This window comes from Bacillus sp. FSL K6-2861 (assembly GCF_038630725.1).
Classification (GTDB): Bacteria; Bacillota; Bacilli; order Bacillales; family Bacillaceae; genus Bacillus; species Bacillus velezensis.
This window is the reverse complement of sequence record NZ_CP152037.1, coordinates 721,058-742,840: the sequence shown is the minus strand read 5'-3', so window position 1 is coordinate 742,840 and position 21,783 is coordinate 721,058. Positions and strand designations below refer to the sequence as shown.

23 protein-coding genes and 1 pseudogene are annotated in these 21,783 nt (G+C 45.9%); 7 read left to right on the top strand and 17 right to left on the bottom strand.

The annotated features are described in order from the left end of the window. Window positions 1-51: 51 nt before the first annotated feature. Complete coding sequence (locus NYE62_RS03680) at window positions 52-1,980, bottom strand: LTA synthase family protein (protein WP_003155677.1); 1,929 nt, start codon at window positions 1,978-1,980, stop codon at window positions 52-54. 425 nt (window positions 1,981-2,405) lie between these two features. Continuing rightward, on the bottom strand, window positions 2,406-5,588 hold the full coding sequence (locus NYE62_RS03675; RefSeq protein ID WP_342497250.1) for a bifunctional cytochrome P450/NADPH--P450 reductase: 3,183 nt from the start codon (window positions 5,586-5,588) through the stop codon (window positions 2,406-2,408). Between the two features lie 164 nt (window positions 5,589-5,752). Between NYE62_RS03675 and NYE62_RS03670 the strand changes: the two genes are divergently transcribed. Beyond that, window positions 5,753-6,823, top strand: a complete 1,071-nt coding sequence (locus NYE62_RS03670) for a DUF3900 domain-containing protein (protein WP_209387983.1) — start codon at window positions 5,753-5,755, stop codon at window positions 6,821-6,823. Window positions 6,824-6,859: 36 nt separating this feature from the next. On the opposite strand, the gene NYE62_RS03665 is transcribed toward NYE62_RS03670, so the two are convergent. After that, the gene (locus tag NYE62_RS03665; protein ID WP_342497249.1) at window positions 6,860-7,981 is read right to left on the bottom strand and encodes an FAD-dependent oxidoreductase; all 1,122 of its coding nucleotides are present in this window, start codon (window positions 7,979-7,981) and stop codon (window positions 6,860-6,862) included. A gap of 150 nt (window positions 7,982-8,131) precedes the next feature. Here NYE62_RS03665 and NYE62_RS03660 point away from each other — a divergent pair, with 150 nt between their 5' ends. Then, complete coding sequence (locus NYE62_RS03660; protein WP_122503772.1) at window positions 8,132-8,644, top strand: MarR family transcriptional regulator; 513 nt, start codon at window positions 8,132-8,134, stop codon at window positions 8,642-8,644. 38 nt (window positions 8,645-8,682) lie between these two features. Here NYE62_RS03660 and NYE62_RS03655 read toward each other — a convergent pair whose 3' ends face one another. From NYE62_RS03655 to NYE62_RS03640, 4 genes are all read right to left on the bottom strand, one after another. Continuing rightward, complete coding sequence (locus NYE62_RS03655; protein ID WP_007408941.1) at window positions 8,683-9,327, bottom strand: Bax inhibitor-1/YccA family protein; 645 nt, start codon at window positions 9,325-9,327, stop codon at window positions 8,683-8,685. Window positions 9,328-9,418: 91 nt separating this feature from the next. Further along, window positions 9,419-9,721, bottom strand: a complete 303-nt coding sequence (locus tag NYE62_RS03650; protein WP_007408940.1) for a hypothetical protein — start codon at window positions 9,719-9,721, stop codon at window positions 9,419-9,421. Window positions 9,722-9,750: 29 nt separating this feature from the next. Further along, the gene (locus tag NYE62_RS03645; protein ID WP_003155693.1) at window positions 9,751-9,924 is read right to left on the bottom strand and encodes a YezD family protein; all 174 of its coding nucleotides are present in this window, start codon (window positions 9,922-9,924) and stop codon (window positions 9,751-9,753) included. Window positions 9,925-10,239: 315 nt separating this feature from the next. Next, window positions 10,240-11,106 (bottom strand): STAS domain-containing protein, encoded by an 867-nt coding sequence (locus NYE62_RS03640; protein WP_007408939.1) that lies wholly within the window; start codon window positions 11,104-11,106, stop codon window positions 10,240-10,242. A 160-nt stretch (window positions 11,107-11,266) separates the two neighbouring features. Here NYE62_RS03640 and NYE62_RS03635 point away from each other — a divergent pair, with 160 nt between their 5' ends. Both NYE62_RS03635 and hmoA read left to right on the top strand, forming a co-directional pair. Next, complete coding sequence (locus tag NYE62_RS03635) at window positions 11,267-11,629, top strand: VOC family protein (RefSeq protein ID WP_007408938.1); 363 nt, start codon at window positions 11,267-11,269, stop codon at window positions 11,627-11,629. An 84-nt stretch (window positions 11,630-11,713) separates the two neighbouring features. Further along, window positions 11,714-12,040 carry a heme-degrading oxygenase HmoA gene (gene hmoA / locus NYE62_RS03630; protein ID WP_003155696.1) on the top strand — a complete coding sequence of 109 codons (327 nt, stop codon included), beginning with the start codon at window positions 11,714-11,716 and terminating at the stop codon, window positions 12,038-12,040. Window positions 12,041-12,099: 59 nt separating this feature from the next. Here hmoA and NYE62_RS03625 read toward each other — a convergent pair. The 10 genes from NYE62_RS03625 to NYE62_RS03580 form a co-directional block, all read right to left on the bottom strand. Then, a protein-coding gene (locus NYE62_RS03625; RefSeq protein ID WP_222835235.1) for an IS3 family transposase occupies window positions 12,100-13,250 on the bottom strand; the annotation gives its coding sequence in 2 pieces (ribosomal slippage) (window positions 12,100-12,977 and window positions 12,977-13,250; 1,152 coding nt in all). Window positions 13,251-13,361: 111 nt separating this feature from the next. Continuing rightward, window positions 13,362-14,051, bottom strand: coding sequence for a DUF421 domain-containing protein (locus NYE62_RS03620; protein WP_015416992.1), 690 nt, complete (start codon window positions 14,049-14,051; stop codon window positions 13,362-13,364). A 113-nt stretch (window positions 14,052-14,164) separates the two neighbouring features. Next, on the bottom strand, window positions 14,165-14,443 hold the full coding sequence (locus NYE62_RS03615) for a YesK-like family protein (RefSeq protein WP_007408936.1): 279 nt from the start codon (window positions 14,441-14,443) through the stop codon (window positions 14,165-14,167). 30 nt (window positions 14,444-14,473) lie between these two features. Further along, window positions 14,474-15,007, bottom strand: a complete 534-nt coding sequence (locus NYE62_RS03610; RefSeq protein ID WP_007408935.1) for a GNAT family N-acetyltransferase — start codon at window positions 15,005-15,007, stop codon at window positions 14,474-14,476. Between the two features lie 88 nt (window positions 15,008-15,095). Further along, window positions 15,096-15,665: a spore coat protein CotJC gene (gene cotJC / locus NYE62_RS03605; RefSeq protein WP_003155700.1), complete on the bottom strand. Its 570-nt coding sequence runs from the start codon at window positions 15,663-15,665 to the stop codon at window positions 15,096-15,098. 14 nt (window positions 15,666-15,679) lie between these two features. After that, window positions 15,680-15,943 (bottom strand): spore coat protein CotJB, encoded by a 264-nt coding sequence (cotJB, locus tag NYE62_RS03600; protein WP_007408934.1) that lies wholly within the window; start codon window positions 15,941-15,943, stop codon window positions 15,680-15,682. Then, the gene (gene cotJA / locus NYE62_RS03595; RefSeq protein WP_342497248.1) at window positions 15,927-16,175 is read right to left on the bottom strand and encodes a spore coat-associated protein CotJA; all 249 of its coding nucleotides are present in this window, start codon (window positions 16,173-16,175) and stop codon (window positions 15,927-15,929) included. Before cotJA ends, cotJB begins: the two co-directional genes overlap by 17 nt. 133 nt (window positions 16,176-16,308) lie before the next feature. After that, entirely contained in the window at window positions 16,309-17,178 is an 870-nt protein-coding gene (gene ant(6), locus NYE62_RS03590) for an aminoglycoside 6-adenylyltransferase (protein ID WP_042634942.1), read from the bottom strand. A gap of 176 nt (window positions 17,179-17,354) precedes the next feature. Further along, window positions 17,355-17,654, bottom strand: a complete 300-nt coding sequence (locus NYE62_RS03585) for a hypothetical protein (RefSeq protein WP_020955471.1) — start codon at window positions 17,652-17,654, stop codon at window positions 17,355-17,357. 179 nt (window positions 17,655-17,833) lie between these two features. Continuing rightward, window positions 17,834-18,553 carry a YebC/PmpR family DNA-binding transcriptional regulator gene (locus tag NYE62_RS03580; protein ID WP_003155709.1) on the bottom strand — a complete coding sequence of 240 codons (720 nt, stop codon included), beginning with the start codon at window positions 18,551-18,553 and terminating at the stop codon, window positions 17,834-17,836. Between the two features lie 287 nt (window positions 18,554-18,840). Between NYE62_RS03580 and NYE62_RS03575 the strand changes: the two genes are divergently transcribed. The 3 genes and pseudogenes from NYE62_RS03575 to NYE62_RS03565 all read left to right on the top strand — a co-directional run bounded on the left by NYE62_RS03575 (window position 18,841) and on the right by NYE62_RS03565 (window position 21,782). Continuing rightward, a complete protein-coding gene (locus NYE62_RS03575) occupies window positions 18,841-20,847 on the top strand; it encodes a T7SS effector LXG polymorphic toxin (protein ID WP_342497247.1) in 2,007 nt (668 codons plus the stop codon). A gap of 3 nt (window positions 20,848-20,850) precedes the next feature. Next, window positions 20,851-21,324, top strand: a complete 474-nt coding sequence (locus NYE62_RS03570) for an antitoxin YezG family protein (protein ID WP_032871739.1) — start codon at window positions 20,851-20,853, stop codon at window positions 21,322-21,324. Continuing rightward, window positions 21,314-21,782, top strand: a pseudogene (locus tag NYE62_RS03565) (immunity protein YezG family protein). The gene NYE62_RS03570 and the pseudogene NYE62_RS03565 overlap by 11 nt, the downstream one beginning before the upstream one ends. Window position 21,783: the final 1 nt, after the last annotated feature.

Genomic DNA, 21,783 nt, shown 5'->3' with positions numbered 1-21,783 from the left:
AAGATACACACAAAAAAAGAGCCTCACGGAAATTCCGTAAGGCTCTTTCTATTATTTATTATCCTGATTCAGCTTTTCTTTGCCGTAATGATATTTAGACGGATCAACCGGCGTAAAGTCGCTCAATTTGTGGAATCTGAGCAAGTCTTTGTACATCACGCTGTCAGACAGCTTCAGCTGCTCTGTGACTCTGGCTTTCAGGTTTTTCGTTTCCTGATTGCCTTTCAGTTCTTTTCCTGTCTTCGTATCGTATACGACATTGGAAATGGAAGTATATTTCGGCGTGACGTAATCTCCGTTACGGAACGTCACCGTATCATCATGGTCTTTCGAGAAGAGATCGGTGCCGAAATTAATATATTTCTTAGAATCGATGCCTTCCAAGTGAAGGATCGTCGGCACAACGTCCATTTCACCGCCGTACGTATGGTTCACCCCGCCTTTTTTGCCGGGGATGCGAAGCATAAGCGGCACACGCTGATTCTGCGCGTTTTGATAAGGCGTAATTTCTTTGCCGAGAATTTCTTTCATCGCGCGGTTATGGTTTTCAGAGATTCCGTAGTGGTCTCCGTAAAGCATAATCACCGAGTTGTCATATAAACCGGATGACTTCAGATCTTTAAAGAACTGTTCAAGCGCCTCGTCGAGATAACGCGCCGTCTGGAAATAGTCATCCACAGTCGCGTCGCCCGTTTTCGCTTTTTCGATCGTTGCGTCTTTTTCATCAAGCGTAAACGGATAATGGTTCGTCAGCGTGAGCAAATGCGCGTAGAACGGCTGTTTCAGCGATTGAAGCTTCGGAATGGATTCTTTGAAGAATGGTTTATCCTTCAGTCCCATATTGACAAGGTTGTCATCAGACATATCGTATGTGCTGGCGTCAAAGAATTTATCGTAGCCGATATGTTTGTAAATCTGGTCACGGTTCCAGAATGATTTGTAGTCACCGTGTAAAACGGCGCTTGTATAGCCCTCACTTTGGTCAAGGATGGCAGGAAGCGATTGATACGTGTTTTCCCCTTTTGTCACGAAGGCTGACCCTTCAGGCAGTCCGAACAGGCTGTTATCCATCATCAGCTCGGCGTCAGATGTTTTACCTTGGCCCGTTTGGTGGAAAAAGTTATCAAAGTACGTCATGTCCTCTCCGCCGCGGGCGAGTTTATTCAGGAACGGCGTGACTTCTTTTCCGTCAAGTTTGTAGTTGATCAAAAACGATTGGAAACTTTCCAAGTGAATCTTAATAATGTTTTTGCCTTTGGCCTTGCCGAAATACTCGGCGTTCGGCTTCGCATAATGCGACGATGTGTAGTTTTCAACGCTCGTCAGGTCATCGCTGCTGGCATATGCCCGCTGGGATTCCGTCTGCGCCGTCTGTACGCCGTCATAAATCGTGTAATTATAAAGGCCTAAGTATTTTACAATGTAATTGCGGTCAAACGTTCTTGTCAGCAGCTCCGGGCGGTCCTCTTCGGCAATCGCCAGGTTCACGAAGAACAAAACAATACCCGTCACGATAATTAATGACGTATATCGTTTTTTCAGCTTGAATTCCTTCAGCTCACGTCTCCACACCAGAAGTGCGATTAAAATAATAATATCAACAAAGTATAAAATATCATGGCCGGACATAATGCTGAAGATGCCGTCTCCCATATTTCCCACATTACCGGATTGCTTTAAGTTCGGGAATGTCAAGAAATCATCGAAGAATCGATAGAATAGGATATTTGCATACAAAATAAACGTCATGATGAAATCAATAATCACCATGATAATCGCTGATTTGCGGCCTTTCGCAAACAATGCCAGTCCTAAAAAGAAAATGGCGCTTGAGAACGGATTGATCACAAGCAGAAACTGCTGCGTCGGACCCTTCACCCCAAGGTTGAATTCAGCATGATAGGCTAAATACGTTTTGGCCCAAAACAAAATAATAGCCAGTACAAAAAAACTAAGTCTGTAAGAAAATAATTTCTTCATGGCAACCTCTACTTTCCTAAACACTTTAAATCTGTATTCTTACTTTTTGCTTCAATTCCTGCTTTCCGAGCAAAACGAAAGCATCACACAGCCCCATAAACACACCATTTAAAAAAACGATATATTTATCATTCGTGTCATGCCCATTGAACATCTTATCCCGCCAGCCATTAGACGCAGGATATCCGTTCTTCGTTTCACATTTTTTTCTGGCATTAAAAGGTACCGTATCAGACCCGGTCTGAAAATAGGAGATACCAAATATAAGAATAACACAAACTTCTAAAAACGAAAAATGAATATCAAAGACAGCCGCCCAACAGGCGGGCTGAAGTTATTGTATGCAAAGGGGCTGAAAAACTTGAAGGTTTTTTTGCTGATGTAAAAAAAGGACTGGAGTCATCCAGTCCTTTTCATCAAATCGGTCAAATCCCCGCCCAAACATCTTTTGCGTAAATGCCTTTTGTCTGGAGGTTCAAAAGCCATTCTTGCGCTTGCCGTTCGTCTGTTTCGTGGACCGACTGATACGCTTTTTGCAGCGTTGCCTCTACATCGGGCGCCATTTTGCTGCCGTCACCGCATACGTAGAGGTGCCCTCCCCGGCCGAGGATGGAAATTAAAGCGCCGGCGTCTTTCGCCATTAAGTGCTGCACATACGTTTTCGGTACGCCTTCTTTTCGGGAGAAAGCCGTATGAAGCGTCACGATTCCGTCTTTTTCATAAGCTTCAAGCTCGTCACGGTAAATAAAATCATGATCGTTTCTGCATCCGAAATACAGATGAGCCTCCCCCAGCTCTTTTCCTTCTTTTTTTAACGCCGCCCGGGCCTGCAGAAATCCGCGGAACGGGGCGACTCCTGTGCCGGGACCGACCATAATAATCGGTTTTTCCGGATCTTCCGGCAGCCGGAATCGTGTTTCCGGAGTGCGGACAAACATCACGATTCCATCCTCAGGGCCGCGGTCCGCTAAATAATTCGAAGCGACACCGCGATACTCCCCCAAACCGCTCCGGGCGGGGCCGCGAACGACGCCGACGGTAATTGAAGCCTGCCCGGGATGTTTCCGGGGCGAACTTGAAATCGAATAATACCGCGGCTTCAACGGGCGCAAAAGCTCCAGAAATCGCTCAAACGGAAGTTCACACGCTTCATATTTTTCAAGGAGATCGAGCATCGAGACGCGCGATGTTAAGATTTGCTCCTGATAGAACCCCTCCTCAAGAAAATCTTCCAATTCCCGTTTGTGCGGCGGGCAGACCGTATAAGCAGCCATTTCCCGGATTTGAGCCCTTGATGCCGCTTCCTGCAATTCGACACAGCTGCTCAGAAGATCATGCAGCCTGACCGGCCGATCGAGCGGGAGATGAGCCGCGCTCTGTCCGCTGGCCGTCAGCAGCACTTGATCATTCCCGTTCAGATTGAACCGGCGGAGAACACGGCTGACCTGCTCTTTGCTGTTTACCGGCAGCACGCCGAGATGATCCCCTTCATGATAGGCAGCCTCTTTCGGCAGAGTAATTTCGATATGCCTTGTGCTCCGGCCGCTTTCCGGCGCCTGAAGTTCCCTGTTTTCCGCAACGGATGCGTAAACCGCTTCATACGTCTGTGCCAAAGGAGACCCGCCAAGCCCGCTGACAAATTGAAGGCCCAGCGCACTTCGCTCTTTTTCGGCATTTTCATTCAGCTTGAGACCGAATGCCTTCATGGCGTCCGTCCACATGCTTTTTTTCCATTCATCAAGCTTTCCTTCAAAATCGCCGCTGACGTCCCCCTCGCCTCGGGAGGAAAAGCGTTCCGCCCCTTTTTCGGCAAGCTTCTCATCAATAAGCCTCGGTACAGCCTGATATGTCGCCGCCCAGTTATGATCACCGCAGCCGAAGACGGCATACCGGACGCCTTCCAGCTCCCCGGGTTTGACTTCTTCAAGCCATTGAACGAATTGTCCCGCGTTGCTCGGAGGCTTTCCGTTATAAGAGGACGTAATGATCAAGAGAGCTCCTTCTTTCGGCAGTTTTCCGATCCGGTCATTTAAAGGCGCCGTTTCAGTCCGGACGCCGTGCATCCCGGCAGTATCGGCAAGCTCCCGCGCCACGCCTTCTGCGGTTCCCGTATCTGATCCGTACAGAATCAGAAGCGGTCGGTTATCAAGCCCGATAATGGATGCGCCTTTTGTTTCCCGTTTTTCTTTTTCGACGTCTTCCGCCGCTTTTTCAGCCGCCGGGAGAGCAGCCGCAACGGCTTCTTTATTTCTCGGCCGCACCCGGATATGAAAGTCGCCGGGCTTGATCGTCAGTGTCTGTTTAATATCGAGCTCATAATCGGTGTGATCGATAAAGGTAAAATGCTGCAGAATCATCCCCAGAACAAGAGTTGCTTCATGCAGGGCGAACTGCATACCGATACACGCCCTCTGACCGTTTCCGAACGGCTTATACGCATGGTGAGGCACTTGATCAGGATGTTCAAACCGCTCCGGATAAAATTCCTCCGCATTGTCTCCCCACGCGTCTTTATCACGGTGAAGCTGGGGAATTAAGACGGAAATTCTGTCTTTCGGCGTGATCGGATATTTCCCGCCGATCACCGTATCCTCTTTCGCATAAAGGCTGAACGCAGGGGCGGTCGGCCATAAGCGCAATGACTCCTGCAAAATCATTCGGATATAACTAAGCTCCAGTACTTGTTTATATGAAGGAACGGGATCGGTCAATACCCGATCGGCTTCTTCATAGGCTTTTTCCAAAACACGGGGATGTTTCAGCAGAAAATAGATGGCAAAGGAAAGCAGGCCGCTGGTCGTTTCGTGGCCGGCAATTAAAAACGTGATGATTTGAAACCTGATATTTTCATCATCAAGTTTTTCGCCCGTTTCCGGGTCTTCCACATTCAGCATTCTGGCCAGCAGATCCTTTTCATCCCGGCCGCCTGACCGGCGCTCTGCGATAATACTGTCTACTAACGAAAACATCGCCTGAATGTCATGATGAAATTGGCGCTTCGTCCTGATCATAAGCTTATCCTGAACATCAAGGCGCTGCATTTGGTGCATCGCTTCATCAAGGGCGCGCACCATGCTGTTGATAAACGGATGAGGCGTTTCCCTGTAATAGCTGTTAAACCGATAGTTAAAGCCGCAAAGCCCGATCGTATCAAGCGTCAGGCGGGTCATATCAGCAGGCACATCAACGGCCTCATCCGGGTTCAGCCTAGCCCATTTTTGAATCAGCTGCACCGCGATATCAGTCATCATCGAATGATAATCTTTCATCGCGCGCTGGCTGAAGGTCGGCATCAGAATATTATGCGCCTTTCGCCAGTTAGGCTCATGCGTCCAGCTTGTAAACAGCCCGTCACCGGAAAACGCCCGGACTTTCTCCAAAGCTCCTTCAATGTTTTTATCGAACCGTTCTTCATCACAAACCTCTTTCACCAGTTCATGGCCGGACACGACGATAATGGCGCCCGCCGGCGTATGCAGCTGAAAAATAGGCCCCTGCTCGTTTGCCAGTTTGATCAGCGACATTGTAGGCTTGTCTTTATCAAGCAAAGGAAGATTGCCGAGCGGGCCGAATGTCTTCGGCTGCGGAATCGGACCTGTTTCCTTCATGAATAACACCCTTTCTAACACATTGATGCGTTCCTTCCAACTACATTGCCCTTTTCACCGGCCGATTATCCGCCGTCACGGATCAATCATCGGATTGACGATCGATAACGGTTTTTTCTATACTGGAGAGGCTTGTTAAATACAGAAATAAGGTGAGTTCACATATGGATTTTGAAATCAAGTTTTTATCGTTTTATGTCATTCAAGTGGAAGGAAAAGACGAACAGGCAAACAAACAGTTCAAACATTTCCAGACCCTTGACACGGAAGAATTTGAAGAAAGCGAGCTGAAGGATTTTCTTGACGGGGAATTGAAGAAAATCGTCAAACGGAAAGCCGAACGGCATCCGCAATCCGAGCAAGTCCCAACAAAAATCGGCCATTTTATCACGGAGCCGGGCCATGAGCTTGATTCAAATCCGAATTACAACCTTTTCAACCGTGCCAGACTTGCGGATACGAAGGAAGCATTTATCGAAGCAAGCGAGCAGTTCGTCCGCACTTACCTTGACACGAGCGCCGTGCGCGGCGGTGTTTTTATCGTGGCATCGGCCGTTCCGCGCAAGTATTTTGAAGACAAATTCGTCTTTATGATGAAATGCGATTTCGAGCCGAAGGTCGCCCGCATCTCAGACGCCTCGTCTCTCATTAAAAAGGTCGAAATGGCCATCACGACAAAAAACATGAAAAGCATTCAATATCCGTATATGCCGGAAGAAGGCATGACGGAAGAGCATGAGCTGAAAATCCATCAGGCCTCGCACGCCCGTTATTTCGAAGATTTTCTCAAATTTGTCGAATACGGCGAATCGATGCCGGAAATCATGAAAAGCCAAGTCATGAACATGGTGCAGGAACACGTGTATGAAACTTTTGAAGAAAACAGCGAAGAGCTTCAGCAGTTTGAGCACGACATTGAAATTTGGGAAGCGAGTGAAAAGCGGGAAATTCAGGAGCGCCTCGACACCCATCAAGTCATCGAGGCATCCGCGCAGATCATTGAACACACGCCGGAAGCCGAGCTGAAAATGAAAGTCGGAGAAACAGAGATTAAAGGATTACTGGCTGATTTCGGCGAATCCATCCATCTCGCAAAAGTGAACGGGCGCTATGTCGCGCTCATTGAGGCGGAGACGATCTCGTTTGAAAAAGGCAGTTCGCCGGTGGAGTTTCACAGGCCTGAGGGGCTGCATGAGGTGATTGAACGGATACGGAATAAATCTGAACAAGACTGACAAAAGTCCAGACGCCATGTTCTGGACTTTCTTTATTTAATAAGGCTCTTTGAGCAACCGATAGCATTCACTGATGATGTCTTGGACGCCGGGCGTTCCCTTTATCTCGCGGCGGACGATTTCAGATGAGAGATTCTGCACCTGTAATGCCCGCTCCGCCCGTCTTTCGAAGTATGATTGACATGCAGTTTCATGGTTTTCGTGTTTTTGCAGTTCTTCACTAAGCACAATCGCGTCTTCAATCGCCATCGCCGCTCCCTGGGCCAATGTCGGCGCTCCTGCATGGACGGCATCCCCGCCCAGAACGACGCGGCCTCTGTGCCACGGTTCTATGACCGCCATCTGCTCAATCTTATGAAACAAAACGGGATATTCCTTTGACATATTCTCTGTCACAAACTTTACTCCCGGAATTCCGCGCAGCAAGTCTTTCACCCGTTCAAAACGCGTGTCCTCGTCATCCCTGAAGTCAGCGTCATACGGCCGGATGATAAATACGTATCCTGTTTTTTCAGAGAGCGGCACGACTCCGACCTGCGTCTGCCCTTTTTTATACATCAGTGTCGAATCATGAAAAACCGGCTCGGGAAAAGAAATGTAAAATCTGTGCGCTCCCATGCCGAGATACTCTGTTTTCACTTCTCTTTGCAGCATTTGATTGCGGACAGCGGAGCGGATGCCGTCAAAGCCGGCGAGAATGTCAGCCGTCATCATGGTTCCGTCTGCACAATGCACCGTTATTTCATCTGCCGTTTCTTCGTAAGACACGACTTTTTTACCGAGCAGAATCTTGACCCCCGCCGCTTCAGCATGCTTTTTGAGGATATCGTTTAACGTTTGCCGCAATATATTATTCCGCCCCGGCAATGAATCATCTAAAAACGCCTCACTCACTTTAAACTGCAGCGTTCCGTTTTCATCATGGTGCTTCAGCCATTCCGTTTGAAAGCCGTGTTGGCAGCATTCATCATACACACCGATTTCCCGCAGCACCCGCAGCGCATTTTGAGGCTGGAGAATGCCCGCTCCGCTTTTTCGCATGCCGGACGCCGCCTCGCAAAGGGTCACTTCAAAACCCGCTCTGCCGAGAGAAATCGCTGCGGACAGGCCGCCGATCCCTCCGCCCGCTATGATGATCTTTTTCACTTCATGGTTCATCACGATACCGCCTTCTCTATTTATTTATTATTCATTAACTATTAGCCACCTTACTATATAGGCTGAAAAACTGTCAATCTTTATAGGTTGCCTTTTGAATCCGGCAAGCTTATACTTTGAATCACTAAAATGGTACGGAGGCTTACAAAAATGGAGTTGAGACATTTGCCGGATTACTCGCAGATTGCCGAACGCGCTGAGATTTACGCCGATATGGATGCTGAATCATTGAAAACATTTTTGACGTTATTTGATATGTCTAAAAAAATGAATCAGGTCATGGAGCATTATTTCTCAAGTCACGGATTGTCCGAAGGGAAATTCAAAATTTTAATGTTTCTGTTTGACGCACCCGGCCACAGCCTGAGTCCGACAGATCTGGCGAAAAAATCCAATGTCACCAAAGCGACCATCACCGGATTGATCGACGGACTCGCACGGGACGGCTTTGTAAACCGCAGCCGGCATACCGGCGACAGACGAAAAATCAGCATCGAACTCACAAAAGAAGGAAAAGAAAAGCTGATGCTGTTTCTTCCCGGCCACTTCTCCAACATTTCAGGAGTCATGGAAAGCTTCACCGCTGAACAAAAAGCGGAATTGACAAAAATGCTTGAAGTATTATTTGATAAGCTTCTGCTGTTTTCCGGCGGCAGAACATAAAAAGGCGCCCCTCTCAGTAGGGCGCCTTTTTCGCGCGGTTAATCATCACTGTTTAAAATTCCGAAAAACCGTAGCAGGTTGATAAACAGGTTAATAAAGTCGATATAAAGCGTCAATGCCATCAAAGGAATCAGGTCAGCCGTGATGTCCCGGTGCTTGATCTGGTTCAGATCGTATAAGATGTACATTGAAAACACAATCGTTCCGATGACGGAATACGCCATCATGGCGGCGGAATTCAGCGGGCTGAAAATATTAAAGATCCCCACTGCGAGAAGCGCGATAACAGCGACAAGCAAGAAGGACCATAAAAACGACAAGTCCTTTTTCGTCTTAGCGCCGATCGTGCCGAGCACCGCAAAAATCACAAACGATGAACCGAATGCCTCCAATACGACATAGGCCCCCGCTGCGGACGCATAATGGCTGATAATCGGAAACAGCGTCATTCCGGAAATGAAAGCGAATGAAAACACAAACACATATCCGACGGCTTTTTTTCGGCGCAGCCAAAATGCGGCGATGATCATGACGACCTCTAAGACCGACAGCGGCAGCATCAATGCCGGCGGAATGAACTGGCCCGTATACAGGCCGATTGTCGCAACTAACAGTGTAAACACAAATACCGTTATAATGCGCTGCATAATAGATTGTTTGCTCTCATAAGCAGCAGTTTGCATGTCAAAAGTCCTCCCAAAAAAATGATCTTGATAGGTCTATTATAAATAAAATGGGAGAAATTTGTATGATTTTAAGAAGATTTTAAGGATGTCAGGCCTGACGTTTTGCTGCGCATTCCTGCATATCCATGAAATCATGCAGTTTTTTCGTCAATCCGCCGTGCCCGAATCGGATATTCCCCTTCTGCCCCGGCGTTTTCGCGAAATCGAGAAATGCCAGCACATAAAGACGCCTGACGGGAATCGGAATGACGCCCGCATCATAAAACCAGCCGTCAATTGTATTGAGCACGCCTTTGTTAATGCCGTATTGCTTCGTGCACCAATGCAGAAAGCGCACTTCGGGCAGGTGCAGATACCGGCTCTCCCGGAAAGGAACAGTTGAATGCTTCATATGTACCGCCTCCTGTCATTGGCTGTTTTTTAAGATTGTTTTACTTCTTTGCTCTTCAGGGAAAATCGATATTTCTCCACCTTATCAATTTGTGTCACTTGGGAATTATGAACCGTAATCTGAACTGTCCCGAAATCGAGCGTTTCCAGCGCGCTGATAATCTTTTCGATCACATGCGGATCTACGTTTCCTTTGGACGTCATCATGCTCCCCCTTTATGTCTGGCCGTTCGTCTTTTGACAATGAGCGTTTTAATTCATACTATTCTGATAAGAAATATATAATTATACTATTATGTTTTCATTCAGAAATCAATAACATTTACACAATTTTTGGATATGTTTTCTTTGCGAAAACTTTCACTTCCTTCGCTTTGATATAAACCGTGTCATCCCGAAATCGACTCCCAAGGCGTCATATAGCTGTTTTTAAGAACGCAATCTTCACGTTCCGACATATTTACATTGTTTTCCGCTGACAAAAAAAGCGCCCCGCCTCTGGACGGAGCACCCTTTTTTCTATGCTTTTGCTTCCTCGATCACACATGTGACACCCATGCTGGCGAGCGCCTGCTCCAGGGAGCCGTAAGTTTGATACTCTGAAAAATCAAGCCCCAATTGGATAGAAGTCTGTGCCACATCAGGCCGAATGCCGGAAAACACGGTTCTGATGCCGAGTAGAAATAACGTTTTCGACAGCATATACAATTGCTGCGCCACCATCGTATCGACAATGGGCACACCGGACAGATCAATCACAAGGTTTGTGATCCGTTTGGCGACACAGTTTTCCGGCACCGACTCCAAAATCACGCGCGCCCGTCTCGTATCAATCGATCCGATGAGCGGCAGAGTGCCGATCGTATCCGCGATCAAAATAACCGGACAGCTCAATTCGGAAATAAGCTCCTGCTGAGATGACAGCCTCGCGATCATTAATTTCTGAAACTGTTCAGTAAAATCCGTCATCAGCTGATCAAACGAGCCGTTGACAAGGTGATTCCAGCGGCGGGCATCCTCGTTTGTTACGATGTCCTGATGCTCATCCATAAAACGGGTGACCGCCTCCCAAAAGACGGTTCTTGAATTGCCGATCGCCTCAACGACCTCATGAACCTCCGCGTCTTGCTCCACTCTGCTTTTCGCTACCTGTGCGGCCCATTTTTCTTTGTTATGCTGAAAAACGGCCGGATCCTCCAAAAAAGCGCTTGCGATGACCGTGTTTGTAAAGGTATGCTGCTCGATCAGCAGCCGTTTCATTTCCTCACTTAATTGATCCGCAGAATAAAAACGCCCTCTCAGCTTCCGTCTCAGCTTGAGCCATTTTTCCGTCAGCTCTGCCGAATGTGTAATAATATAATCATGAAGTAATTGGTCTTTGTTCACTGCCGTCTCCTCTTTCAAGAATATGTACTTTTGTCTAAATTATAAATCGGAATCGCCGATCGCACTAGAGAAATTAAAAAAACCTGCACATTAAAGCTGTTGATTGCTTTTTTCGGCAGGAGGATACACTATAAAAGAAATGAAACAGGAGGTCAGTATGATGATCAAAAAAATCGCAACAGTCGCCGTATACACTGATGATCAGCAAAAAGCGAAAACATTCTGGACGGAAAAAGCGGGGTTTGAAACTGTCGCCGAGCATCCGATGGGCCCGGGCGCCTTCTGGCTTGAGGTAGCGCCCAAAGGGGCCGCCACTCATTTGGTGATTTATCCGAAATCAATGATGAAAGGAGCCGAGCATATGAAGGCTTCTATCGTATTTGAGTGTGAAGATGTCTTTGCCGCATACGAACAGATGAAAAAGAACGGTATCACCTTTTTAGATGAACCGAAACAAATGGAATGGGGCAGCTTCGTGCAATTTAAAGATGAGGATGGTCATGTCTTTCTCCTGAAATCGTAATCCGTCAGGCATCTTAATTGACTTTGAGAATCATTTTCATTTAAAATGTTGGATAAAGCGTGAAAAGGATTGGAGAGTTGCCAGATGTTCGTGCAAATCAGAAAAATGACCGTAAAAGAAGGACATGCCGACAAAGTAATCGAACGCTTCAGTTCAGAAGGCGTGATTGAAAAGCAGGAAGGTTTGATAGACGTAACGGTCCTGGAAAAAAAAGTCCGCCGCGGTGATGAAGAAGTCGTCGTGTTAATCCGCTGGGAGTCAGAAGACCATTGGAAACAATGGGAAAAAAGCGAAGACCACATCGCGGCCCACAAAGCAAACCAAGGCAAGCCGAAACCTGATTATATGCTTGGGACGGATGTCGGTATGTATCATGTCAGAGCCGTTAAAACAGGCGTACACGAAAAATAATAAAGAGCATTTGCCCCAGGGGACTGACCCCCGTTTTTGAGACAGGGATCAAAACACCTTCATACAGCCAATTGCCGATATTGTATCGGCGATTGGCTGTTTAGTTTCGTTTGAATACGAATATTGTTATAATAATGAATGTATTCTATGGCAGTGCGTTCTACGATGGCGGTCGTAGTTCGATCAATGCTGTTAAGATAGAACGTTTCAGACTTTAGTGAGGAATGAAACGATTCGATGGAGGCATTATCAGCGGGCGTCCCTTTGCGGGACATGCTCATGGTAATGCCTTTTGTTTTAACAGCTTTCTGATACTCATAAGATGTATAAACAGAACCTTGGTCACTATGTAACACGCAGTTTTCAGGAAGTGTTGGCAGCTGATCAAGTGTGTCTAAGACAAAGTCTGTGTCCTGCTTATCTCCAATCGTAAAAGCAATCACTTCTCCATTGTATAAATCCAATATACTGGAAAGGTACAATTGTTTCTGTCCATAAGGCAAATATGTGATGTCCGTTACCAGTTTTTCAAGAGGGCGATCAGACTGAAAGTTCCGATCCAATATATTATCGACCACAGAATATGGCTGCCCACTTTTTTTACGCTTTTTCATCTTAACCCGACACTGCCATTGATTTTTCTGCATAATACGTTGAACAGATTTATGATTAATACTTATTCTCTTTTTTAGTATGGCTGTGATTTTTCGATATCCATATCGATACTTGTGTTCTCGGCACAACGTGCCGATTTGTTTCTCCAGTCGTATCTTAGGATTACTCTTAGTCAGATTCTTTCTCCATCTATAATATGAAGTGCGTGAAATATCTAAATGGACACAGATGTCCTGTACCGTCATCGTCTTGCGCAATTCTTCTACCAGTTTGATTGTCGTTTCCCTATCAGCTTCCTTTCCAATTCGTTGTACTTTTTTAACACTTCATTCTGTTGTCTCAGATAACGATTCTCTGCCTGGAGTTTCTCTAATTCAGAAGAATACTCCGGACCCTTTCCATAAGTATATTGCTTTCCAACAGGCTGTTCGAATCGGTGGGTATCCCCAGCCTTATGCCATCTAACCCATGTCTGAACCTGAGTCTTATTTTTGATATTCAATTCCTGCATGATCTCTTTCATAGGCACGCCCGCCAATCTCATTCCTACAGCCTTCTGTTTGACTTCAACCGGATAACTCACTCTTGTCCCCATAGAAAAACACCTCCAAGTTTTATTTCGGATAACAACGGTCCGTTTTCAAACTTGAAGGTGTTTTTTGTTTGTCTCATATTATGGGGTCAGTTCCCCAGGGCAATGCTCTTTTTATTTTTTCTCCTCATACGGCAGGACAAACAGCGGTTTATCGGGCTTCCATTCCGCATACAGCACGTCCTCCGTTTTTTTGATGTTCAGCTTTTTCAGCTCCTGATTCAGCTGCTTTTCTTCCAGCCCGGCTTCTTTCAGATTTTCATACAGCACTTCGCCGTCAATAATCAGCGTGACCGGCAAAGAGACCTGCTTCGGCTTTATTTGCATGTCGCCGTTTTTCGTCGTGTCATATTGAAATTTCGGCAGGACGCTGACCATCCCGTTTGTTTCTAAAATCGCGTACTCCGCTTCCTGTATGGAAAAGCAATTCGCCTGTCTGAGAAGGCTTTGCAATTGATTAATGTCCAGCTTATTCTTTTTCAGCACACCATATTTCAGTTTTCCTTTATGGATGATAATACTCGGCTCGCCTTCCAACAGCTTTCTGGAGCTTTTTACTTTCTGCGTAATCAGTTCGATGAGATAAATTAAACCCCCCCATAACAGAGAGGCAAAAATGATTTCAAAAATCCTGACGCCTTTATCATACACCGCATTTCCGACCAGTTCGCCGAGGATGAGCGCGGAAATAAAATCAAACGGCGTAATTTGCGAGAATTGAGTTTTTCCAAGCAATTTTAAAATCACAAATAAAATACCCAAACCGCATACTAACTCCCAAGCCACTGTAAGTAAATGTCCCATATTCGCACCTTCTTCTTAAAAGTCATTACCATTATGGACATTCGCCTGTTTTCTATACAGCGGCCGGCAACACACAAAAAAACGCAGCCGTGGCCGCGTTTTTTCACTTCTGCTTACTGTTTTTGATTCGATCTGACGACCCGTAAGCACACCTCAGCGGCATAACCGGCGGCCGCTCCGGAACCCGCAAACATCGCGGCAAGCCCCAAGCCCATTCCTTCCCAGCCGCCGACACCGAAAATGCTGTAAACAACCGTACCGAAAGCAGTCAGGCCCAGCACCGCCAAAAGGCACTCAGGCCACATCTTTTTCGGCCATTTCTTGCGGAGCACAGCCGATACGGCAAAGTTAAGACAAAATGCGGCCAGACAGATCAGAAAAAAAAACCCCATGTCTTTTGCACCTCCGTCATGAGTAGCTTTTTATTTGCTCACCTTTTTTTCAAACAAATGATAACCCGGCGCGGGTCCTTTTGATTCGTACCCCATTCCGCTGTAAAACGACTGAAGCGCCTTGTTTTCGGACACGCAATCGAGCCGGATTTTCGTTTTTCCCGGACAAGACACACCCGTCTCCGCCCAAGTCATGATTGTCCGGCCGAGCCCCGCCCCTGCAAACCGCCTGTTAATCGCCAGCCGGTGGAGATATACGGACTCCTCATGTCCCTCATCGCCCCAAAGACGTCTGTCCCACCCGCTTGCTTCGGGAAGCAGCATGACGACGCCGGCCAGCTCTTCATTCTGCCTGAATAAAAAAACATACCCTTGGGCGATCGCCTCCCGCATATTGTGGGTATCTTCCCCTTGCAGAAGGCCGCTCCACTGGTTCGACCCTTTATCTCGAAGCCATTCTGCCGCTTGCACGAGCAGATCCATGACCTCTTTTGCATCATCTTTCCGGGCGGAGGTGACCCGGAATGCCCCCGCCTTCTCCTCCGTGATCGTAAATGGTGTCATAAAAGCCTCCTGTAATCAGAATATTCGACACCTTCATTATAGACCAAACGCAGAAAGAAAAAAAACAGCCGTCATGTTTGAGGGCCGTTTAAAAAATTTTCTTCTTATCACGTTCTTCTTTTAAAATCTCAACCGCTTCCCTGAAACGCATAGAGTGGACGATTTCACGCTCACGCAGAAAACGGAGTGAATCATTCAGGTCAGGATCATCGGAAATATCAATAATCCATTGATACGTCGCTCTCGCCTTTTCTTCAGCCGCAATATCCTCATATAAATCAGCGATCGGATCTCCCTTCGCCTGTATGTAAGACGCTGTGAACGGAACTCCGGCCGCATTGTGATAAAACAGCGCGCTGTCATGGTTGACGTAATGATCACTGAGCCCTGCATCACGCAGCTGCTCCGGGGTCGCATCTTTTGTCAGCTTATAAATCATCGTCGCAATCATTTCTAAATGCGCAAACTCCTCCGTGCCGATATCCGTCAGCAGGCCGATCACCTTGTCAGGAATCGTGTAGCGCTGGTTTAAGTACCGGAGCGCTGCGGCCAATTCGCCGTCCGCCCCGCCGTATTGTTCAATGAGAAACTTAGCCAGCATCGGGTTGCATGTACTGACTTTAACCGGATACTGCAGCTTTTTTTCATATACCCACATTTACAGATCCCTCCTTATACTTGCCATGGCCAAGGACCGCGGCCCCAGTCCCATTGAGCGCCGACCTGACTCACGCCGAATTGCAGAAGCGGTCCGTACTCAGGCTCAAACCGCTTTCTCAGCTGTCTTGAGTACCGGGAATATTCATGAAACTGCTGAAGCGCGAGACGGTCATGGGGATGCGTATCCAGATAAAGCGTCAGCTCCACCAAGACAAAGTCCGCCGCCTGGATTTGCTCCAGCAGCCGATAATATTCATCATCAATCTTTTTCGCCATAATCGATTCCCCCCCGATAAGGATTATCATAGAAATCGTAAAGATCCTTCCAAAGGGTCCCTTTTCTCAATGCCTCCATCGGAGAAAACTGCTCTAAGTGATACGGCTGAAACCGCATATAAAGATGCGGCGGCGTTCTGAAGTATTTTCTCCCGATCGGCGGGCAGGGATCAAACCGGCTGTGGAAGGGTTTATAGGATTTGACCGGTGTAAACGGCTGATTTTCTTTCATTACGATCCTCCTTTCCTAAACACATGACCTTAATAGGTATGAATCCGTATCGGCATTTATGCCCTGTAAGAAAATAAAAAAGCCCGTTAAAAACGGACTCAATGTAACTCATCTGGAATTTGAAGTAAAAAAATCATAATGAAAAATCTGATTGAAAGCGCTGATAATGTTTCAATGTATATTCCGTAATTTGTTGATCATATTCAGGATATTCATATCTCAATAAAACAGCCACTGACTTTGAATATGCTCTAAAGAGACCCTGGCAGTCAAACAATGCCTTCCACACGCCTTCATAAGTATTGCCGACATAAGTATTCAGCAGAATTTCCCAATCTTTCGCATTCATGTAATGTTGAATATACTTATAATTCTTCCCTACACTTAATGAAAACTGATTCTCTATCCCGATATTCCACGCAATCATACGCAAAACATTAGGCCTTAAAATGTCATTCATATGATCCAGCGCAAACAGTATTTCTTTACGCATTAATCCTTTAATAACATAGGTTGAAACCATCCAAAATTCATTGCAGCAATCATCAAACTCTCTGGGGGTCGGTTTCTTTATATGATATTGTTCATCACTCGCAATAATCTTACTGTTGATTCGGTGATCCTTGTCTAATAATATTTCCGCCAAACCATCACTCTGTGTAAAATAAGCCTCTGTTTGACTCAGAGGGATCAAAGTTAAGTCGATTTTATGATGATCTTTAAAAAGCATTAGATAGGAGAACCAGTCTCCGAGTTCCGGAGGGAAAAGTTCCATATCTTCAGGTTTTTGCATCATCATTCTTTCGCCAAACTGATCCAGCCAGCTTTCGTCAGATGTGAAAGAGTCCATATCGGTCACAAAATAAGAAATATCATAGTCTTGAAATTTGTCTCTCGGTACATTTTTATTGGTTCTTGATCCCTCTAAAGTGACAAGACGGATTCTCTCGTCCTTCATCGCAATATCAAGAATCAATTTCATCATTTCGCCTTCACTTCTCACATGGAAAACCTCCCGATAAAGAGATTTTTACAGATCATGCTTTTCAGTTTATAAACAACTTGCTCATGATTTACAGAAAAGTCCTATGTACTTGATGATTTTGCTCCAATCGTAACACAGCTGCAAGAACATGAGAAGAGCACTCTTGCTGTTCCAAGAGTGCTTTTCCCGAATGGTCAGATATATTGGCTGTCCCGATGATGATGATGATGATGATAGAACGGGTAGCCGCCGTAGCCGCCATAGCCGCCAAAACCGTACCCCGGATATCCTCCGTAGCCGCCGTAGCCGCCGTAGCCGCCAAAACCGTACCCCGGGTAGCCATAGCCGCCGCCGAAACCGTATCCCGGATATCCTCCGAAGCCGCCGTAGCCACCGTAGCCTCCGTAGCCGCCAAAACCGTACCCCGGGTAGCCTCCGTAGCCTCCATAGCCGCCGCCATAGCCGCCGCCGTAAATCGGTCTTCTTTCATTCATGATTTATCGCTCCTTCACATAGGTTACAGTCCAGTTTATGACATGCGGAAGGAAACGTATGGGCATCCGCCCAGTTTTGGCGAAATAATCAATAATTGCTTACGGAGAAATACGATACAGGCCGACCGCATAAGCAAAATAAAAAGGCCGGAACTTATGCCGCCCCGGCCTTTTTGTCTTTATTCGCCTAAATCTACATTGTGATAAACCTGCTGTACGTCTTCGAGGTCTTCCAGCACATCGATCAGCTTTTCAAATTGAGCTTTCGCATCTTCCGGGAGCTCGACTTCATTTTGCGCAAGCATCGTCAGCTCCGCAACCGTGAACTCTTCAACGCCGGCATTTTTGAATGCCTCCTGTACGGCATGGAATTGATCAGGCTCGGCATACACGATAACACTGTCATCCTCTTCTAAAATATCGCGCACGTCCACATCAGCTTCCATCAGCAATTCCAGCGCTTCATCCGCCGTCTTGCCTTCAACGCCGATAACGGCGGTCGCATCAAACATGTAAGCGACAGACCCGCTCACACCCATATTTCCGCCGTTTTTCCCGAATGCGGCGCGCACTTCAGGCGCCGTGCGGTTTACATTATTCGTTAACGCATCAACGATGATCATTGAACCGTTCGGCCCGAAACCTTCGTAACGCAACTCGTCAAAGTTCTCCTCCGCGCCGCCTTTCGCCTTTTCAATCGCACGCTCAATAATATTTTTCGGCACACTGTACGTCTTCGCACGCTCAAGCACCACTTTTAACGCCTGGTTCGATTCCGGATCTGGCTCGCCTTGTTTTGCCGCCACATAAATCTCACGGCCGAACTTCGCGTAAATCCGGCTCGTATTTGCGTCCTTTGATGCTTTCTTTTCTTTAATATTGTTCCACTTACGGCCCATTTTGTTCCACTCTCTTTCACGAATTGAATCTGTATGATAAATACTCTGCTTCTATTATACCTCAGCGGTTGGGTTGTTTCGAGTGTAAGACATTAGAAAAAACAGGCACGCTTAAAACAGTAAGCCGAATGTGAGGGTTATTATACAAAACATAAAAAGCCTCCCTTCATACAGGAAGGAAGTCGCAAGCCAAAAGATTCATTTTATTCTTATTACCTATTTCCTACACTGTATATCCTGACTCACGTGGTAAAATTTTGATATCGAACAAAAGAAAGGATATGATCATGAAAGTTTTCGAAGCAAACACCCTGCTGGCCGCCGCCAAACAGCGCGCGGGTGAATACAAAAAACTGCGCGGTCAAATGGTTAATCTGAAAAAAGCGTTTCAAGGTATGGCTGATCTCGGTGACAGCGACTTCTCAGGCCGGGGCGCAAATAACATCAAAGCTTTTTTTAAGGACCACGCCGGCGTCACAGACAGCTGGCTTGATCTGATCGACATGAAAATCGCATTTCTCACAAGCCTTCCCGGCAAGGTCGAAGACGCCGGACTTTCCAATTCACATGTGGAGGAATCATTTCTGGAGCACGAGCTCACCCACGCCCTCAGTAAATCAAAGGCAATTATGGAAGAGCAGAAAAAGGACATGCGCTCCATCCTCGGAGAGATCGAAGACATCATCTCGCTTGATCTATTTTCAACGGAAAGCACAGATCAGAAGCTTTCTTCAGCTGACAAAAAAAGAAGCGAAACCATACATAAACTCGGCAAGCTTGATCACGATCTAACGAAAGAATACGCAGAAACCGAAGCAAATGAACATTTTATCCAAGCAGATTTCCAGCAGCTTCAAAACGCAACAGGCAAAGGAAAAAGCGCCACGCCGCTTCACTACAATGCCAAAGCGTACCGAGAAAGCGACATCCATAAGAAAAAAGGCGATATCGCAAGACATTCGGATGCTTATTTGACGATTAAGAAGGAAGAGGCGAAAGAGCGAGAGATTGAAAAACTGAAAGAAAGACTGAAAAACTACGATTATGCGAATGCCGATGAATTCTACTCAATGGCCAAAACAATCGGCTATAAAAACCTGACAAAAGAACAGCAGCGCTACTTCACTCAAATTGAAAACACGCGTGAACTTACAGACGGTTTCAAAGGCGTTGCCGTCGGCCTTTATGATTCCGGAAAAGACGCGGTCACAGGCCTGTGGGATATGGTCACAGATCCGGGCGGAACGGTTGAAGCCATTACAGGAGCGGTGGCTCACCCGATCAAAACGTATGAAGCCATTTCAGCGGCAATCGAAGAATCGTACCAAAAAGACATGGTGAATGGCGACACCTACTCCAGAGCAAGATGGGTGTCATATGCAGTGGGCACCGTTGTGACATCAGTCGTCGGCACAAAAGGCGTCGGCGCCGTCTCAAAAACAGGCACAGCCGCCAAAGTGACGACCAAAGTCAAAACAGCAGCAAGCAAATCCGCCACAGCACAAAAAGCGATAACGGTCTCAAAACAAACCGTTGATCACATCAAACAAAAAGTAAACACAGGCATGGAAGTAGCAAAAAAACGTGTCAAAACCAAGTTAAATCAAATCGGAGATCTCACCCTGGCTGATATTCTCCCGTATCATCCGCGTCACGACTTAGTGCCGGCAGGCGTTCCTTACAACGCAGTCAACGGGGTCACACTTAAAGAAGGACTTCAGAAATTCGCCAAGGTCATCCTGCCGAAACCGTACGGAACCTCCGCAAGCGGCAGACGGACACCGGCACCGCATGTACCGCCGGTAACAGTCAAATACGGCGAGCATTTTGCGAAATGGACCAGAAAGAAAGTATTGAAGCCGAATGTCATCTACAAAACAAAAGAAGGCTACACGTACACCACTGACAACTATGGTAGAATTACAAGTGTCAAAGCAGACTTGCAGCTGGGAGAAGCAAAACGCAACCAATATGCGCAGTCAAAAGCAGGTAAACCAGACCGTCTGACAGATGACGACGGAGGCCACCTAATCGCCACCCAATTCAAAGGCTCAGGCCAGTTCGACAACATCGTGCCGATGAACTCTCAGATTAATAGGAGCGGCGGGAAATGGTATAAGTTAGAACAAGCATGGTCGCAGGCGCTTAAAGAAGAACCTCCAAAAAAGGTTACGGTCACAATTGAAAATGTGTATGAGAGCGATTCGTTAAGACCCACTTTATTTGATATAACATATAAAATTGGAGAAGAAAGAACAAAGAGCATAACAATTAGAAACCAAATTGGAGGCTGAAAAATGGAAACTACTAAAATGGAACAACTATATCAAAAGATTGCTGAAAAAATAAATGATATGATTCCCTCCGAATGGATGAGGGTTACTCTATACGCCGAAATTTTAGATGACTCCAGAGAAGTTTATTTTTTCTTTAACACACATGAAGACGAAGAATATATTTATTCACACGATATTCCAGAACATTTTCAAGTAAGTAATCGAATTTACAAAAATATGCTACTAGACCTTCAAGATTTATTTGATGAATTAAGGGATGAATTTAAAAAGCAATCCTCAGATATTTGGACTAACCTCACACTAAATTTAGATAGAAACGGTGAATTCTCAATTGATTATGATTATGAAGATGTACTCGCTTCAAAATATACTGATACTGAGCGACAAGTCATTTGGGAATATAAGCACTTGGGAATTACGCCAATAAGCGAGAGTAGCAGAAAGTTCCTTGAACAATATCTAAATGAACAATGAAAAAATGGGTGAACTATCAAAAGATTGCTGAACATCTAAATGAAATGATTCCATCTCAATGGGAAAAGATCGTTTTATATGCTGAAATACTTGATGACTCAGCGGATATATACTTTTATTTTACAACACCAAATAACAGTAATTATTTATTTTCTCATTATATACCTGAACACTTTGATGTAAGCGAAGAGATTTACGATCAACTGCTGATTGAACTTCAAGAGCTATTTGAAGAACTAAAAGAAGAATTTAAACTAGGCAACCAAGATATTTGGACTAATCTCACTTTAAAATTAGAAAACACCGGAAAGTTTTCGATTGATTATATTGATGATGATGTTTTATCCTCTGAACTTGATGATCTTCAAAGACGAGATGTTTGGAAATATCAAAAGCTTGGCATACTGCCAGCTGATGAGAAAGATAGAAAACTCATAGAAGAGTATCTAAACATATAAT

What these genes read in the sequence shown, in the direction of transcription:
- NYE62_RS03680 (WP_003155677.1), bottom strand. Translation starts at nt 1,980, where the DNA reads ATGAAGAAATTATTTTCTTACAGACTTAGTTTTTTTGTACTGGCTATT.
- NYE62_RS03675 (WP_342497250.1), bottom strand. Translation starts at nt 5,588, where the DNA reads ATGAAGGAAACAGGTCCGATTCCGCAGCCGAAGACATTCGGCCCGCTC.
- NYE62_RS03670 (WP_209387983.1), top strand. Translation starts at nt 5,753, where the DNA reads ATGGATTTTGAAATCAAGTTTTTATCGTTTTATGTCATTCAAGTGGAA.
- NYE62_RS03665 (WP_342497249.1), bottom strand. Translation starts at nt 7,981, where the DNA reads ATGAACCATGAAGTGAAAAAGATCATCATAGCGGGCGGAGGGATCGGC.
- NYE62_RS03660 (WP_122503772.1), top strand. Translation starts at nt 8,132, where the DNA reads ATGGAGTTGAGACATTTGCCGGATTACTCGCAGATTGCCGAACGCGCT.
- NYE62_RS03655 (WP_007408941.1), bottom strand. Translation starts at nt 9,327, where the DNA reads ATGCAAACTGCTGCTTATGAGAGCAAACAATCTATTATGCAGCGCATT.
- NYE62_RS03650 (WP_007408940.1), bottom strand. Translation starts at nt 9,721, where the DNA reads ATGAAGCATTCAACTGTTCCTTTCCGGGAGAGCCGGTATCTGCACCTG.
- NYE62_RS03645 (WP_003155693.1), bottom strand. Translation starts at nt 9,924, where the DNA reads ATGACGTCCAAAGGAAACGTAGATCCGCATGTGATCGAAAAGATTATC.
- NYE62_RS03635 (WP_007408938.1), top strand. Translation starts at nt 11,267, where the DNA reads ATGATCAAAAAAATCGCAACAGTCGCCGTATACACTGATGATCAGCAA.
- hmoA (WP_003155696.1), top strand. Translation starts at nt 11,714, where the DNA reads ATGTTCGTGCAAATCAGAAAAATGACCGTAAAAGAAGGACATGCCGAC.
- NYE62_RS03620 (WP_015416992.1), bottom strand. Translation starts at nt 14,051, where the DNA reads ATGGGACATTTACTTACAGTGGCTTGGGAGTTAGTATGCGGTTTGGGT.
- NYE62_RS03615 (WP_007408936.1), bottom strand. Translation starts at nt 14,443, where the DNA reads ATGGGGTTTTTTTTTCTGATCTGTCTGGCCGCATTTTGTCTTAACTTT.
- NYE62_RS03610 (WP_007408935.1), bottom strand. Translation starts at nt 15,007, where the DNA reads ATGACACCATTTACGATCACGGAGGAGAAGGCGGGGGCATTCCGGGTC.
- cotJC (WP_003155700.1), bottom strand. Translation starts at nt 15,665, where the DNA reads ATGTGGGTATATGAAAAAAAGCTGCAGTATCCGGTTAAAGTCAGTACA.
- cotJB (WP_007408934.1), bottom strand. Translation starts at nt 15,943, where the DNA reads ATGGCGAAAAAGATTGATGATGAATATTATCGGCTGCTGGAGCAAATC.
- cotJA (WP_342497248.1), bottom strand. Translation starts at nt 16,175, where the DNA reads ATGAAAGAAAATCAGCCGTTTACACCGGTCAAATCCTATAAACCCTTC.
- NYE62_RS03585 (WP_020955471.1), bottom strand. Translation starts at nt 17,654, where the DNA reads ATGAATGAAAGAAGACCGATTTACGGCGGCGGCTATGGCGGCGGCTAT.
- NYE62_RS03580 (WP_003155709.1), bottom strand. Translation starts at nt 18,553, where the DNA reads ATGGGCCGTAAGTGGAACAATATTAAAGAAAAGAAAGCATCAAAGGAC.
- NYE62_RS03575 (WP_342497247.1), top strand. Translation starts at nt 18,841, where the DNA reads ATGAAAGTTTTCGAAGCAAACACCCTGCTGGCCGCCGCCAAACAGCGC.
- NYE62_RS03570 (WP_032871739.1), top strand. Translation starts at nt 20,851, where the DNA reads ATGGAAACTACTAAAATGGAACAACTATATCAAAAGATTGCTGAAAAA.